General features: G+C 56.1%; 10 protein-coding genes. 5 read left to right on the top strand and 5 right to left on the bottom strand.

The features are described from left to right. Nucleotides 1–15: 15 nt before the first annotated feature. Nucleotides 16–1740: a multicopper oxidase domain-containing protein gene (locus tag BJL95_RS22430; RefSeq protein WP_064031459.1), complete on the bottom strand. Its 1725-nt coding sequence runs from the start codon at nucleotides 1738–1740 to the stop codon at nucleotides 16–18. 229 nt (nucleotides 1741–1969) lie between these two features. On the opposite strand from BJL95_RS22430, the gene BJL95_RS22420 reads away from it, so the two are divergent. Further along, nucleotides 1970–3664, top strand: a complete 1695-nt coding sequence (locus tag BJL95_RS22420) for an exo-beta-1,3-glucanase (protein ID WP_071160810.1) — start codon at nucleotides 1970–1972, stop codon at nucleotides 3662–3664. A 211-nt stretch (nucleotides 3665–3875) separates the two neighbouring features. Continuing rightward, nucleotides 3876–4562, top strand: a complete 687-nt coding sequence (locus BJL95_RS22415) for a hypothetical protein (RefSeq protein ID WP_064031456.1) — start codon at nucleotides 3876–3878, stop codon at nucleotides 4560–4562. Between the two features lie 53 nt (nucleotides 4563–4615). Here the strand turns inward: BJL95_RS22415 and BJL95_RS22410 are convergent, their stop codons facing one another. The 4 genes from BJL95_RS22410 to BJL95_RS22395 all read right to left on the bottom strand — a co-directional run bounded on the left by BJL95_RS22410 (nucleotide 4616) and on the right by BJL95_RS22395 (nucleotide 9232). Continuing rightward, nucleotides 4616–5935 (bottom strand): GGDEF domain-containing protein, encoded by a 1320-nt coding sequence (locus tag BJL95_RS22410; protein ID WP_064031455.1) that lies wholly within the window; start codon nucleotides 5933–5935, stop codon nucleotides 4616–4618. A 14-nt stretch (nucleotides 5936–5949) separates the two neighbouring features. Next, on the bottom strand, nucleotides 5950–7476 hold the full coding sequence (locus BJL95_RS22405) for a GGDEF domain-containing protein (RefSeq protein WP_071160809.1): 1527 nt from the start codon (nucleotides 7474–7476) through the stop codon (nucleotides 5950–5952). Between the two features lie 108 nt (nucleotides 7477–7584). Further along, nucleotides 7585–8190: a thiol:disulfide interchange protein DsbA/DsbL gene (locus BJL95_RS22400; protein WP_071160808.1), complete on the bottom strand. Its 606-nt coding sequence runs from the start codon at nucleotides 8188–8190 to the stop codon at nucleotides 7585–7587. A gap of 370 nt (nucleotides 8191–8560) precedes the next feature. Continuing rightward, entirely contained in the window at nucleotides 8561–9232 is a 672-nt protein-coding gene (locus tag BJL95_RS22395) for a cytochrome c (RefSeq protein WP_071160807.1), read from the bottom strand. 112 nt (nucleotides 9233–9344) lie between these two features. Here BJL95_RS22395 and yihA point away from each other — a divergent pair, with 112 nt between their 5' ends. The 3 genes from yihA to lnt all read left to right on the top strand — a co-directional run bounded on the left by yihA (nucleotide 9345) and on the right by lnt (nucleotide 14085). Continuing rightward, nucleotides 9345–9959, top strand: coding sequence for a ribosome biogenesis GTP-binding protein YihA/YsxC (gene yihA, locus BJL95_RS22390; protein WP_071160806.1), 615 nt, complete (start codon nucleotides 9345–9347; stop codon nucleotides 9957–9959). Between the two features lie 126 nt (nucleotides 9960–10085). Further along, complete coding sequence (locus BJL95_RS22385) at nucleotides 10086–12437, top strand: penicillin acylase family protein (protein ID WP_071160805.1); 2352 nt, start codon at nucleotides 10086–10088, stop codon at nucleotides 12435–12437. Between the two features lie 58 nt (nucleotides 12438–12495). Then, the gene (gene lnt / locus BJL95_RS22380) at nucleotides 12496–14085 is read left to right on the top strand and encodes an apolipoprotein N-acyltransferase (protein ID WP_071160804.1); all 1590 of its coding nucleotides are present in this window, start codon (nucleotides 12496–12498) and stop codon (nucleotides 14083–14085) included. The last annotated feature ends 100 nt before the right edge of the window (nucleotides 14086–14185 follow it).

The raw sequence follows: 14185 nt of genomic DNA, 5'->3' as shown, positions 1-14185 counted from the left end.
CGGAGCCGTGCAGCATTATTTTTTGGCGAACATCGACAGGATGCGTTCGCGGTTGATGTAAGCCGCGTACAGCAAGCCGCCAAGCAGAATACCGTTAAACAGTTGACCGAAGAACGACGTGTCCGAGCCGGTCGGTTGCGCTGTTGCGTCGGTTTTCGGCGCTACCGGCGGGGGCGGCACGAAAGCGGCCTGCTTTTTAGTGGTGATTTCCGGCAAGCCTAAACTTTTCCAGGCGTCGTAATCTTGCCAGGCCGGAAATTTGCCTTGCCAGAATTCCTTGGTGAAATAAGGCGCCAGACTCATGCCGTGAACTTTGGGTATGCCCCGTTCGTCCATGAACCCTTTGTAGACGACCAAGCTGATGTCGCCGCCTTCGCCCATGCCGTTGGTCGTGAACGATTTTTCGACGTGGTCGTGGAACATCCACACGCCTTGACCGAAGCTATTCAGGCCGTCGTCGACGCCGTTCAGTTCCAAATCCAGACGCTGCGCCGGCACCATGCCGTGTACGTCGCGTTTGATGTATGAAGACGGGCCGTTATCGACGCCGTCGTAGTGCGTCACCATCGGCTTGTGGCCGTGTATGTGCAGCGCGAAGGCTTCTTCATGACCGTTGAGAACCCGCAGTTTCACCTTTTTGTTTTCTTCCATCAGAATCAACGATTCCCGCAAGGTGTACGGAAACGAGCGCCCGTTCAGCATGAAGTAATCCGGCTTGGCATCCGTGATGTCGTATTCCTGATTCAAGCGGCGCGCCAATAGGCGCGGATCATTGGCCGACCGAGCCATTTCGTGCAATTCCTTGTCGGCGGACTGGTAGTGTAAGTCGTATTCGGCCGCGTACTTTTCCTTGACGGCGACCGAAGGATGGCGAACCTGGCCGTTGCCGACGTTGAAAACTTGCACCCAGTTGTTTGGCCGGTTTTCCTCGACGACGAAAATGCCTTGCAAGCCCATCGGAATGTGGACATGCGGTTGGACGTGGCAGTGGTAATACATCGTGCCGGGTTGGCGCGGCTTGATCACGTAAGTTTTGCTTTGGCCGGGCAGCACGTCCATTTGGCTGGTTTGACCGACGCCGTCGTTGCCTTCGCCGCTATGATCCATGTAGGGATGGTCGATGCCGTGCAAATGGATGGAGTGCGGAAAGTAATGATTGTTTTCCAGTACGATCCAGACAATATCGCCCTGCTCGACCCTGATCGTCGGCGACGGCGCTCTGAGCAGAGGGTTGGCGATGGGTTCGTAAAGACTCAGCGTCGACATGTCGCGAGTTTTCGGCGCGAATACCCAGAAGGTCGGTTGAATGCCGGGCGCGATGTCGAAAGTGGTGGTCGGTTCGCGCATGTCGGGCGAATGGCCGTTCAGTTCGGCGATTTCCAGCTTGATGATGTAATGGTCGGGATCGCCGTCGCCGTCCATATCGTTGCTGACAGTCAGCGCGTCGGCGGCCAACTGTGTTTCCATCAGCGTCGCCATCGATATATTGTTGGTGCCTTTGACGAAGGCCGCGACCTCGGCGGGATTATCTGGGTTACACATCCGTGATTCTTGTATTTCCACACCGTCGATCACTTGCGCGTCACGCCATTTGGCATCGGTAAATTCCGAACAAACTTCCTCTGCCGCACCCAATTTAACGCTGGTCGAGCTCGGCAGCTTGTCGGCGACCGCTAGGGCAAGCGGAGACAACGGCAGCAGCAGAGCCCCACACAGCATGGGGATAACCTTTTTATGCATAGAAAAACCTCATAAAGCAGACGACTATCTAGCCACCCGGGTGGCGGCCAAGAACATTAGAAAAGCGCGATACTGTAACCAGAACCCATAGGCAAAGTACAGCAATTCTTTATTACCGGAGCCGCTTGGATAGATGCGGTTTTCGCAAACCAAACAATGCCCTTTATAATTCCACGACGCTAGCAAATTACTAGCCGATCCGGCCTTCTTCACTGATTTCATCGCTATCATGCCCAGCTCCAGAATCCTGCTGTTCCTATTGTTGATACTTGCCGTTCACGGCGGTTACGACTGGTTGTCCAATCGCCCGCAAGACGCGGGTACTGACGTGCCTTCCGGCAAACTGCGCAGTTTGTCGTTCGCGCCATTCCGCGAGGGCTATAGTCCCCTAGAAGAGATTTATCCGCTCGCCGAACACGTCGAAGAAGATTTGCAGGTGGTGGCCGATAAGACCGAAACCATCCGCACCTATTCGAGTCTGGGCGGTTTGCAGCCGACGCCGGATTTGGCCCGCAAATCCGGCTTGAAAATGATACAGGGCGCCTGGATAGGCGGAGGTTATAAGGATAACCGCAAGGAAGTCGATGCGTTGATCCAATCCGCCAATGCCAATCCGGATGTGGTCAAACGGGTCATCGTCGGTAACGAGGTGCTGCTGCGCGGCGAGTTGGACGTGGATCGGCTGATCGGCTACATCCGCGAGGTGAAGCGGGCGGTCAAGCAACCGGTGTCTTACGCCGATGTGTGGTCGATGTATATGAAGCATCCCAAGTTGTTCGCCGAGGTGGATTTCATCACCATCCATATTTTGCCCTATTGGGAGGACGAGCCGATTTCGGTCGATAACGCCTCCCAGCATTTGGAAAAGATCGTTCGCCAAGTCGAAAACGAAGCGCGCGGCGTGGCACCGGGCAAGCCGATATTAATTGGCGAGTCGGGCTGGCCCAGCGCCGGGCGGCAACGGGGCATGGCGGTACCCGGCGTGGTCAACGAAGCCAAGTTCATTCGCGGCATGATACAGGTCGCCAATCGGCACGGCTTCGACTACAACATCGTGGAAGCCTTCAACCAACCCTGGAAAAGCGAGCTGGAAGGCGTGGTCGGCGCCAATTGGGGTTTGTTGTCGGTCGATAGGGAGCCGGTGTTTCCGTTGACCGGACCGGTTTACGAAAACCCGGATTGGCCGATTACTTATGCGCTCGCCTCGTTATTGCTGCTGTTGGCGGCTGGGCTTTTTCGAAATTCACTGGCGACGTTGCCTATTAGTCGCTTGATTTTGTTTTTGGCGTTGGCCCAAGTGTTTGCCGCCTGTTTGGTGGGTTTGGCCGACTTTCTTTGGTATACCAGTTATAGCGTTTGGCAACGCGCCTATACCGTGGTTATCACGCTTGCCAATACCGGTTTGGCGGCCGCGTTGTTGTATCGTTGTTCGGCGATTTTACGCGATAAAGCCGGCGATTTCGGAATGGCCAATATCTTGCGCACCGCGTATATGCTGTTTATCGGTTTGGCGTTCTATAAAACATACGGTTTAGCTTTTCACGGCCGATATTTGAGTTTTCCAATCGAACAGTTTGCAATACCCGCGCTCGGTATCCTGGGTTTGATGGCTTGTCAGTGGCTGGCGCACGGCAAGATCAATCGTCAGCTATTGTCTTTCGATCAATTAATCGGTTGGAATTTAGGTCGTCGGCGCGATCCGCTGATCGCTTATTTCCTGATGCTAGCCTGTTTGGCGATGGTCTTTGGAGAAGCTATGGCCTTCTTGGGCGGCCGAGATTTTATCCAGGCCCATCCTGGATTGTCCGCAGGTTTACCGGTCGCGTTGGAATATACCTTATATAACCGGCAACTCTTGAGCTGGTTAGGTTGCTTGGTAACGTTGTCGCTGCCGTTCTGGACCAATCGTCACCGCGCCGAATGACATTGATTCCGGGCTAACCGTGTGCGAAGTAATTTTGACGCGGATCGAGTGACAGTTTGCCGCGCGGCAATTTGTCACATTTCCAAATCGAGAGGATGCCAATAAACTATGTGCAACTCTTGTATGCGCTCCCTCTCCTAAAGGGTAAAGAGTTTAATATCCTTCCTCAATGCGGCCTCAGTGCCGCATCTTTTTTTGGACGAGGTTACTTATGGAACGGAACTTTTGCTCTACTAAGTCCGCGTTTGTTCATCCCAACGAGCTAAATCGGCGGACGGCTTTCCATGAAGCGGGGCATGCCGCCGCGATACATTTAGGCAATCGCCAAAAACAATTACCCCCGGTATTTTTCGAAATCCAACTTAAACGTCCCAGCCTCGATAGTCGATACTTTACCGCCAAAGTCGTCGATGGCAATTTAATTCAAAATTTGCCGATAGCGGTGCTGGAAAGTTTCGCCACATTTTCCGACGAACCCTATCAGCATAGTTGTCAAAGGGCTTACGAAGCCGATGTCGTCAACTTATTGGTCGGGCCTTTGGCCGAAGCTAAATATGTGGCTATTCGAGACGACGAGGTTTTCAACCTGGGTCTAATGAGTTTTGAAGCCCTACATAATTACGGCGGTTACAGCGACTTGGAAAAAGCCGAAGGGTATTTGGAATGTTTCATCGCTTCCAAAGCTCAGCGCGAAGAAAAAATGCAGGAATTGCTGGAACAGGCTTTCCGTTTCGTCGAAAACTCCTGCCATTGGCAATGTATATTAAGTTTGGCGAATTTTATCCTGGATAGTCAGCAGGAAGTCATTTCCTGTGACGAGGCAATCGGTATTTTCGATCGTTGCTTGGAGCCGGTAGCTCTATTTCAAAAGTTTACGAGAACGGTAAGTTACGCGTAATCGTTATTGCCACCGAATTTAGCCGTTTTGTCGAAACAAACAAGTCGATTCGGTTAGTTGTCAATCTCGGCCGCATACACCGTGCATCGGTTGCGGCCCAAGCGTTTTGAATGGTACAAGGCCTTGTCGGCTCGGACAAAGACATCGTCGTGCGTATCGTCGTTGTCGAATGCGCTAATACCGCAGCTTAACGTCAGATCGATTTGCTCGCCGTTGGAATTAAAGCCGCATCCTTGAATCATTTTCCGCAAATGCTCGGCGACTTCCAGTGCTTGCAGCGCGCTGGTGTTGGGCATCAACATCACGAACTCTTCGCCGCCATAGCGCGCCACGAAATCGGTTTCGCGACAATTGTTAGCCAGCAATTGACCAACCAGGGTCAGGGTTTTGTCGCCGGCTTTGTGTCCGTAAGTATCGTTGATGCGCTTGAAATAATCGATATCCCAAATCACCAGAGACAACGGCGAACGATAGCGGCGCCACCGGTTTTGCTCCATTTCGGCCCGGTTGTTGTAGGCGGCGCGGTTCGGTAGCCCGGTCAACGGATCGCCCAAGGCGCGGTCGTGTTCAATTTTCAGTTTGGTCCGTAGCGATTCGGTTTCCGATTCCAGTTCCATCAGCTTGAGTGCCATCGTCTCAATCTTCAGCTGGGCTTCTTGTTGTCTGGCATCTTCTTGCTGTTTGTGTTCCAACAGTTGTAGTAACAGCCGATCCAGATGTTCGCCGGTCTTGCTTTTGACGCTGCTCAATTCGTCGACAGAACGCATCGTATCCTGAAAATCGTGAACTTGGCGTTGTATCGAATGATTCAACGAGTCGCGACTATCGATCGACAGTCGATTCGCTTCGCTGGCGATTTCAGCTTGTTGCTCGATCTCGATCAATTGATTGCTCAAATCGGATAAGAACGCATCAACGCCGGATTGTTCGGAAACGGTAAAATCCCGAACGTTCAACAACAGGCTGAATGCCGAATCGATAACTTTTCGATAGGATTGTTCGCCGTCGCGTTCTCGAATGCGTTGCCGCAATGACGTGGTATGTTGCTGGAAGCGTAGCGGTACTTCGGATTCGGCGAGCAGTTCGTCCAGGCGGTTTAATAGATAATCGTCCTGGGCGGCTGGGTAGGTTTGCGTTTCCGGTTTGACGTCCTGTTTGGTTTTGGAAATATGTAGCAGGGTTTTGGAAACCGAGTGTAAGTCGCCGATCAAATCGTTCAAATTGGCGCCGTTTCTGAGCTTGCCGCCTATCGTCACCAAATGGGGTTCCAATAATTTGTGGCTGCCCTGGCTAAATATCAGCAGTTGCAACACCAATTTGTACAAAAACTTTTCGATGTCGGCCGGTTTGGCGTACGGGGACATGACTTCCATTTAATAAATCCCGATTATGCGACTATGCAACGATTTCGGCCGTTCTGTTTGGCTTGATATAAACCTTTATCGGCCCTGTCGAAGATGGTTTCTTGGGTGTCGTTGGCGGCAAATTGACTGATGCCTCCGGAAATCGTGATCGCCAAACGGTTACCGTTCGCTACGAAGCCGCTGTTGCCGACGATGGCCCGCAATTTTTCGGCGACCGACAATGCCGCTTGGGCATCGGTGTCCGGCAACAGCATCACGAATTCCTCGCCGCCGAAGCGGGCAACGAAGTCGCTTTGCCGACAGTGTTTGGATAACAGTTTGGCGATGGCTACCAAGGCCTTATCGCCGGATTTGTGGCCGTAGGTGTCGTTGATGGCCTTGAAAAAGTCCACGTCCCAGACGATCAACGAGAACGCCTGAAGAGTGCGTCGATAGCGCGCGATTTCGAGGTCAATCCGTTCTTCGAACGCAAGCCGGTTTGCCAAACCGGTCAACGGATCCCGCGTGGCGCGGTGTTGCGCTTGGTCCAAGCGTTCCCGCAATTCGCCGGATTCCGCTTCCATGTCTTTCAATTTTTCCGATAACACCCGCAATTCGCGGTCGACTTTTTCGCGTTCCTGCTGTTCCAGTTGATTGTGAGCTTGGATTTGTTGGCTAATGGTCTGCAAGCGGCTATTGATCAACTGTTTGAGGGGTTCGAGCTGGGTGGCGTTGGCCGATTGCGTTTGCAAATCCACCAGTTGATCCGAGACCGTGCGATCCAGCAGGTTACGTTTTTTGGCCGAAGATTCGTTAGCCAGATTGACGCCGATGGCCTTGATGCCCAGCTCGGTCAACTGTTCGGTCAATTTCGACAGAAACGCCGCCATTTCCAATTGCTCGGCTTCCATGTATTTTTTGATGGTGAGCAATAACGCCACGGTGTCGTCGAAAATGGGTCCCAATGACTGGTTTTCGTTCAGACGGTGCTTGATTTGCGCCGATTTCTCGGCGAATTGGGTTGGAATATCGATGCTTTCAAGCAGTCTCATTAACTGCAGATTGATGGCCTTCTTGTCGATCTCGGCGAAATCCAGCGCCAAATCGATACTGTTGGCCGATTTGTCCTGGTCGACCAACTCCAGCAGCGCCATGTACAGCGCTTGATTATTGGCGAATTGCCGGTTTTGGTAGCGTTGCTGTATATCTTCGAACTGGTCTGGCCATTGCGGATACAGCTTGCCCAGAAATTCGAACAGCAATGTGGAATCGAGCGGATGATTGGCGCCATCGTCTTCCAGCATGATCAAGGCACTGGAGAACGCGGTCAGTTCCTTTTGCAGCAACTGGCTTTGCAAGCCATTTTTCAGTAGGTTGCGTATCCGGTTTAAGTGGGGGTCCAATTGGCGATTGAGACCCTTAACCGCCAACGCGAAACGGACGATGGTTTTACAAAGCAGATCTTCGTTGGCCTTGTACTGTTTTTCGGTTTTTTCCTGGTCTTCAAGCAGGCGGAAGTACTTTTCCTTCCACTGTTCCTGCCCGTCATCCTTGTTCCTGAAAAAAACCATGAAACATGCCCCAAAATTTACAATTCGCCGACGGAGAATTATAGACTATTCAATATAAGTCGCGCGGCGGCCGGACCTTGGCCCGGCCGAACAACGCGCTGGGGCTGGTTATTTCTTTTGGGATTCTTGCGCGATTAGTTCGTTGGTCACGCTAATCATATTGGCTTGGGATTTGGCGGATTGCCCGGTCACTTTATATTTGCCGTTAATAATCAGGGCCGGTACGCCGGTGATGCCGTAGCGCGGCCCCATCGCTTCGGCCTGGCGTAATTTGGCGTCGACCATGAAGGAATTGTAAGCATTGCGAAAATCTTCGTCCTTGACGCCGTGTTCGGCGAAGAATTTAGCCAGTTCGTCTTCGCTGATCAGTTTTTGTTTTTTGTTCTGAATGGTGTCGAAAAAGTCGGCGTGGACTTTATCCAGCACGCCGAGGGCCTCGGCGGTAAAAAACGCCTTGGCGTGCTTGCCCCAGATGTCGCTAAAAACCGCGGGTTGGCGGATGAACTCGACATTGGCCGGCTTGGTTTTCAGCCATTCCGCCATCGACGGTTCCAGGCTGTAGCAATGCGGGCAGCCGTACCAAAAGAATTCGATCACCTCGACTTTCTCCGGATTTTGTACCGGTTGGGCGGGGGTCAAGGTTTCGTAGCCGCCTTCCGCGCGCGCCAGCGCGGTGAAGCAAAACAGGCCTAATATCGCGATTTTTTTCAACATCTATAGTTCTCCGTAAGAATGAAATCCCAACAAAAATGTTATCCCGGTCGGCATGAATGAAACAGGCTACATGGCCGCCGACCCGGCATTGTCGGTTCAGACTCGGCTGTCCCGATAAAGTGCCGACACTATAGCGGGCACGACGAAAAACGCAAAATTCGGGCGGATCAAGACGGGTTGGCGCGACGGTTGGCGTTACGCTGGACGCCGATTCGGCAAGCTCCGCATCCGGCTGTTTTAGGAGGAGGTCGGATGTCGCCCGTTGCGGGCCGACAATGCGGAGGGAGGCGGTGAGCCGATTCAACCGGCTTGTTTGGCGAAACAGCGACAGACGGCGCCGCCGGTCCGAAAAGGCCGGCGGCGGATTAGGCTACTTCATCGTGGAGATGTAGTACGCAACGGCCTGGATTTGCTGATCGGTCATTTTTCCGGCAATCATGTGCATCATGTTTTCGGGATCGTTGCTGCGGGCGCCTGATTTGAAATCGGTCAGCGACTTAATCAAATAATCGGCGTGCTGAGAGTGCAGCGCCGGGAACGAGGCGGGTTTGTTGCCTTCGCCGAAGGGGCCGTGGCAGGCCACGCAAGCGGAAACTTCGCGGCTCAGATCGCCGTTGCGGTACAGGTCGCTGCCTTGAGCGATCAGCGCGGTCAATTCGGCCTTTTTCTGTTCGTCGGTTTTGGCGGGCGCCTCGTCGTCATTGTCCGGTAACTTTGGAGCCGGGTTGCCGGCGATGCGGTTAGCCGAATAATAGGTGGCGATTTCTTGTATCGCTTGTTCGTCCAGGCCGGCCGCCAACGGCGCCATCATCGGCGAATTGCGGGTGCCGGATTTAAACGCTTGCAACTGTTTAGCCAGATAATTTTGGTGTTGACCGGCCAGTTTGGGAAAGCTAGGCATCATGCTGTTGCCGTCTTCGCCGTGGCAACCGGCGCAAGCCGCCGCCTTGGTTTTGCCCGCGCCACTATTCCCCTGCGCGTACGCGTGGCCGGTAAAGGCCAGAGCCAAGGTGACGGAAACAGTCAGCAGTTTTTTTATCATTATTTGAAGCCCCTGTTCAGGATGATGGATCGACATAAGCAAATGGACACTTGCCTATAGACGTTATAATGCCGGGATTCTAACCGATTTAATTTGACTAAGCGAGATCGTCATGAACCCCCTTTATCATCAGGCCTCATTCGTCGCCAGCGCGCCGAGATTGCAAGATGCGCCGCCGGATCAAGGGATGGAAATCGCCTTTGCCGGCCGTTCCAATGCCGGCAAATCCAGCGCGATCAACACGCTGGTGCAGCAAAATGCGTTGGCTAGGGTCAGCAAAACCCCCGGCCGCACCCAATTGTTGAATTTCTTTCGCATCGACGACGACCGCAAGTTGGTCGATTTGCCCGGCTACGGCTACGCCAAGGTGCCGGAGGCGATGAAACGGGAATGGCAACAAATGATGGAAACCTATCTGAAGAATCGCAAAGCGCTATCCGGCATCGTGTTGGTGATGGACATTCGCCATCCGCTAACCGATTTCGATTGGCAAATGGTCGAATGGTGCGAGGTCAGCAAGTTGCCGCTGCACATCCTGCTGACCAAAGCCGACAAATTGAAATTCGGCGCCGCCAAAACCACGTTGTTGCAAGTGCAGCGCGATTTGAGCCGGGCCGAAATCGTCGTCAGCCTGCAATTGTTTTCGGCCTTGAATAAAACCGGCATCGACGACGTACACCAGGTGTTGGACGAATGGTTTGGATTTTCGTCCGAACCGAGCGATTGAAAGCGCCGGATAGTGCCGGCGATCCCGCGTGAAGGCTAGCTCAAGCCTATCCGCAATCTCGATCGTCGAGGTCCGGCGCGAGGCTTCGATCCGTTCCATCCATTCAACAGCGAACCAATTGCCGCCATGAAAACCGCCGGTTTTTCGATATTCGGATTGATCCTCGCCATCGCCGCCGTAGTTTACGGACTGCTCGCGGCATCGTTGCCGAACCAAGACGGCGAGATCCGTTTGTCGGGCTTGTCGGCGGAAGCGACGGTGCGGAGCGACGAGCTGGCGATTCCGACCATCGCGGCGCGGAATCGGGACGACGCCTTTCGGGTGTTGGGCTTTCTGCACGCCCGCGACCGGTTGTTTCAAATGGAATTGATGCGGCGCAAGAGCGCCGGCCGTCTGGCCGAGTTGTTCGGCGATTCGGCGTTGGCCCTGGACCGCAAGCAGCGGGTGTTTGGTTTCGAGCGGGTCGCCGGGCAAATCTTTGCGGATATGCCGGAAACCCAGCGCTCGGCTTTGCAGGCCTACGCCGCCGGCGTCAACGCGTATCTGACTCGAACCACGATATTGGCGCCGGAGTTTCTGGCGCTACGGTTTCGGCCGCAGCCGTGGCGGCCGGAAGACAGTCTGCTGGTGGTGTTGGCGATGTTCCAAACCCTGAACGGCTACGAGCAGGACGAACGCATGGCCAGCGTGATGGCCAAGGCGTTGCCGGCCGATTTGCTGACCTTCCTAACCCCCGACACCGATCTCTACGCGACCGTGCTAATCGGCGGCGACCGGCCGCGCCGCTACAGCCCAAGCATACCGCGTCGGGCGCTGGCCGGATTGCCCGCGGCCGGCACGCAACTGGCCCGGAATAGCGTCGATGCCGACAACGCGGTCGCCGGTTCCAACAATTGGGCGGTGTCCGGACGCAAGACCGCCGACGGCCGGGCCATCGTCGCCAATGACATGCACTTGGCGCTGGGCCTGCCCAACATCTGGTACCGCGCCGAGCTGCAATATCAGGGGCGGCAGGTCGCCGGCGTTACGCTGCCCGGCGTACCGGGCGTCATCGTCGGCGGCAACGGCCGGGTGGCCTGGGGCTTTACCAACGTCACCGCCGACCTGTTCGACTTGGTGAGCCTGGAAACCGACGCCGACCACCCCGGCGCCTACCGCACCCCGCAAGGTTGGCAACCCTTCGCCAGCCGGCGCGAGACCATCAAGGTCAAAGGCCAGCCGGACACCGACATCGAACTACGAGACACGATTTGGGGACCGGTATCGGACCAGCCCTTGCTGGGCAAGCCGGTGGCGATCAAATGGACCGCGCTGGAACGCCACGGCGTCGATTTGGGCTTGCTCGATCTGGACGCCGCCGCCAACGTCGATCAGGCATTGACGCTGATCAATCAAGCCGGCGGTCCGCCGCAAAACGTGGTGTTCGCCGACGCCGACGGTCATATCGGCTGGACCTACATGGGCCGCTTTCCCAAGCGGAGCGGCTTCGACGGTTTGATCAGCCGTTCCTGGGCGGACGGCGACATCGGCTGGCAAGGCTTCATTCCGCCGGAGCAGTTGCCGCGCCTAAACAATCCCGAGCAAGGCTTTATCGCCACGGCCAACAATCGCACGCTAGGCGCCGACTATCCGCACGTGATCGGCCACAATTGGGCGCAGGGCTACCGGGCCTACCGGATTACCGAACTGCTGCGCGAAAAGGACCGGATCGACGAGCGCGACATGCTGGCAATCCAGCTCGACAGCCGGGCCGGCGCGCTGGACTTTTACCGGCAACTGGCGCTGGACGAACTGCGAAACCTATCGGACAAGGACGGCGATTTGCAAAGCGCCGAACGCGCGTTGCAGGCCTGGGACGGCCGCATGAACGCCGCCAGCGTCGGCGCCGCCGTGGTCAACGAATTCCGTAAACGCTTGGCCGAAACGGTGTTCGCCAAGATCGTCGCCGCCTGCCGGGTCTACGATCCGGAATTTCGCTACGCCTGGCGGGCAATGGAAACTCCGCTACGCCAACTGCTGACCGAACGCCCGCCAGGCTTGCTGGCCGAGTCCTACCGCGACGATTGGTCGGCGATGATCGCCGATACCCTGCGCGAAACCGTGCGGGCGCTGCGGCAACAATATCCGCGGACCGCGCCGGATCGGCTGACTTGGGGCGAAGCCCATGCCATCGGCCTGCAACACCCGTTCACCAAAGCGATGCCGCAACTGGCCGCCGTGTTGAATCTGCCGGCCTTCGCCAGCGACGGTTGCGCCAGCGTTTGCGTGCGGGTCATGGACAACGCCCACGGCGCCAGCGAGCGCCTGGTGCTGTCGCCGGCGCACCCGGAAGACGCGATCCTGCAAATGCCGGGCGGCCAGTCCGGCCATTTTCTGTCGGCGCATTACCGCGATCAGCAAGCCTTCTGGCAAAATGGTCAAGCGGCGGCGATGTTCGGCCCGGCTCGGCCGGGTGTGCTCGAGGTCTTGCCGGAATAAGCCGGCGCCGGACCCTCCTCTTTCCTCAACCGAATCCGGCCCGGCCGGACAACGACTCATGACAAGTATTTCGACGGCGCCGGCGGACCGGGCGCGCAACCTTTCCGAGTGGTGGCTGCCGGTTCTGTCCGGCCTATTCATCGGCACCAGTTACATTCCGTTTCCGCCCTGGGCCTCGCTGTTCGGCTTCGTGCCGTTGTGGCTGTTCTGGCAGCGGCAAACCGCGTTGAAGCCGGTCGTTTACGGCGGCGTGCTGACCAGTACCGTCTATACCCTGATCGGCTTCAATTGGGTGACGTATACGCTGCACGAATTCGCCCAGGTGAATTGGTTGGTCGCCGGGATCGGCATGCTGATTTTCGCGATGTTCGGCCATGTGTTCGCACCGCTTGCCGGAATCGCCTGGTTTGGGTTGCGCCGGTTCGCGGCCGGCCGCGCCGGGCTGTCCTACGGACTGATGGCGCTAACCACCGCCCTGGCCGAGTTGTACGTGCCGATGCTGTTCAAATGGAATTTCGGTTATAGCTGGTACGGCGCCGGCCTGCCGGTTTACCAGTGGGCCGAGTTCGTCGGCTTCGCCGGCCTCAGCATGCTGACGATACTCGCCAATCTGTGGCTGCTGTTCGTCTGGCAACGCCGCCGGCAATGGACCGGCAAACTGGCCTTGCTGGGATTTTTGCTGGTCTTCGCCAGCGCCAATGGTGGCGGCCTGTGGCTAAAACAGCGCTTGCCGGAGCCGGACGCCGCGTTGGACGCGTTGCTGGTGCAAGCCAATATCGACAACGGCCAAAAGCGGGCGATGGAAGGCGGTAAGGGTTACCGGGCCGAAATCCTGACCGAATATTTCCGGGCCACCGACCTTGGCCTGGAAAAATCGCCGAACGTGCATTTCGCGATGTGGTCGGAAACCGCGTTCCCGTCGCTGCTCGGCGGCGAATTCAACCAATCGCCTTACGCCGCGTTGCTGAGCGAATACCTGCGCAACCGGCAATTGCCGCTGCTGACCGGCGCCTATGGCCGCGACCGCAACGGCGACATCACCAATTCGCTGTTCGCGGTCGATCAGACCGGCAAGGTGCTGGAACCGCACTACAGCAAAACCATTCTGCTGGCGCTGGGCGAATACCTGCCCGGCGCGGAAACCTTTCCTTGGCTGAAAAAGCTGCTGCCGATGGTCGGCCAATTCGGCCGCGGGCCGGGGCCGACCGTATTGCTGGAGATGAACGGCTTCAAAATGGGGCCGCAAGTCTGCTACGAAAGTCTGTTTCCGGAATTTTCCAAGGGCCTGGCCGACTTGGGCGCGCAATTCATCGTCAACGTCACCAACGATTCCTGGTACGGCACCTGGCAGGAACCCTACCAGCACCTGTACATGACCTTGGCGCGCGGCATCGAATTCCGCCGCCCGGTATTGCGGGTCACCAATACCGGCATTTCCACCGTCTCGCTGGCCAACGGCGACGTGCTGCCGTTTTCGCCCTTCCACACCCGTTGGGCCGAAGCCTACCACGTGCCGTTCCTGGCCGAACCGCCCGCCACCTTCTATCAGACCCATTTCTATCTGATGCCGGGATTGCTATGGGCCGGGCTGTTGGGATTGCTGGCTGCGGGCGTGTTGCTCAATAAACGGAAGTGCCGGGAAACGTGAGGACGATTGATGGGTTGGGTATTCGGTTGGTGCTTGTGGCTACGGGCGTCTCGCTTGACATAGAGTGCCTACCTGATAGAGTCGGTAGCAATAAATATGC

This window comes from Methylomonas sp. LWB, assembly GCF_001856095.1.
GTDB classification, from domain to species: domain Bacteria; phylum Pseudomonadota; class Gammaproteobacteria; order Methylococcales; family Methylomonadaceae; genus Methylomonas; species Methylomonas koyamae_A.
This window is presented reverse-complemented; position numbering and strand designations above follow the sequence as displayed.

Bases quoted from the DNA above. Each gene is read 5' to 3' on its own strand.
- BJL95_RS22430 (WP_064031459.1), bottom strand. From the start codon at position 1,740: ATGCATAAAAAGGTTATCCCCATGCTGTGTGGGGCTCTGCTGCTGCCG.
- BJL95_RS22420 (WP_071160810.1), top strand. From the start codon at position 1,970: ATGCCCAGCTCCAGAATCCTGCTGTTCCTATTGTTGATACTTGCCGTT.
- BJL95_RS22415 (WP_064031456.1), top strand. From the start codon at position 3,876: ATGGAACGGAACTTTTGCTCTACTAAGTCCGCGTTTGTTCATCCCAAC.
- BJL95_RS22410 (WP_064031455.1), bottom strand. From the start codon at position 5,935: ATGGAAGTCATGTCCCCGTACGCCAAACCGGCCGACATCGAAAAGTTT.
- BJL95_RS22405 (WP_071160809.1), bottom strand. From the start codon at position 7,476: ATGGTTTTTTTCAGGAACAAGGATGACGGGCAGGAACAGTGGAAGGAA.
- BJL95_RS22400 (WP_071160808.1), bottom strand. From the start codon at position 8,190: ATGTTGAAAAAAATCGCGATATTAGGCCTGTTTTGCTTCACCGCGCTG.
- BJL95_RS22395 (WP_071160807.1), bottom strand. From the start codon at position 9,232: ATGATAAAAAAACTGCTGACTGTTTCCGTCACCTTGGCTCTGGCCTTT.
- yihA (WP_071160806.1), top strand. From the start codon at position 9,345: ATGAACCCCCTTTATCATCAGGCCTCATTCGTCGCCAGCGCGCCGAGA.
- BJL95_RS22385 (WP_071160805.1), top strand. From the start codon at position 10,086: ATGAAAACCGCCGGTTTTTCGATATTCGGATTGATCCTCGCCATCGCC.
- lnt (WP_071160804.1), top strand. From the start codon at position 12,496: ATGACAAGTATTTCGACGGCGCCGGCGGACCGGGCGCGCAACCTTTCC.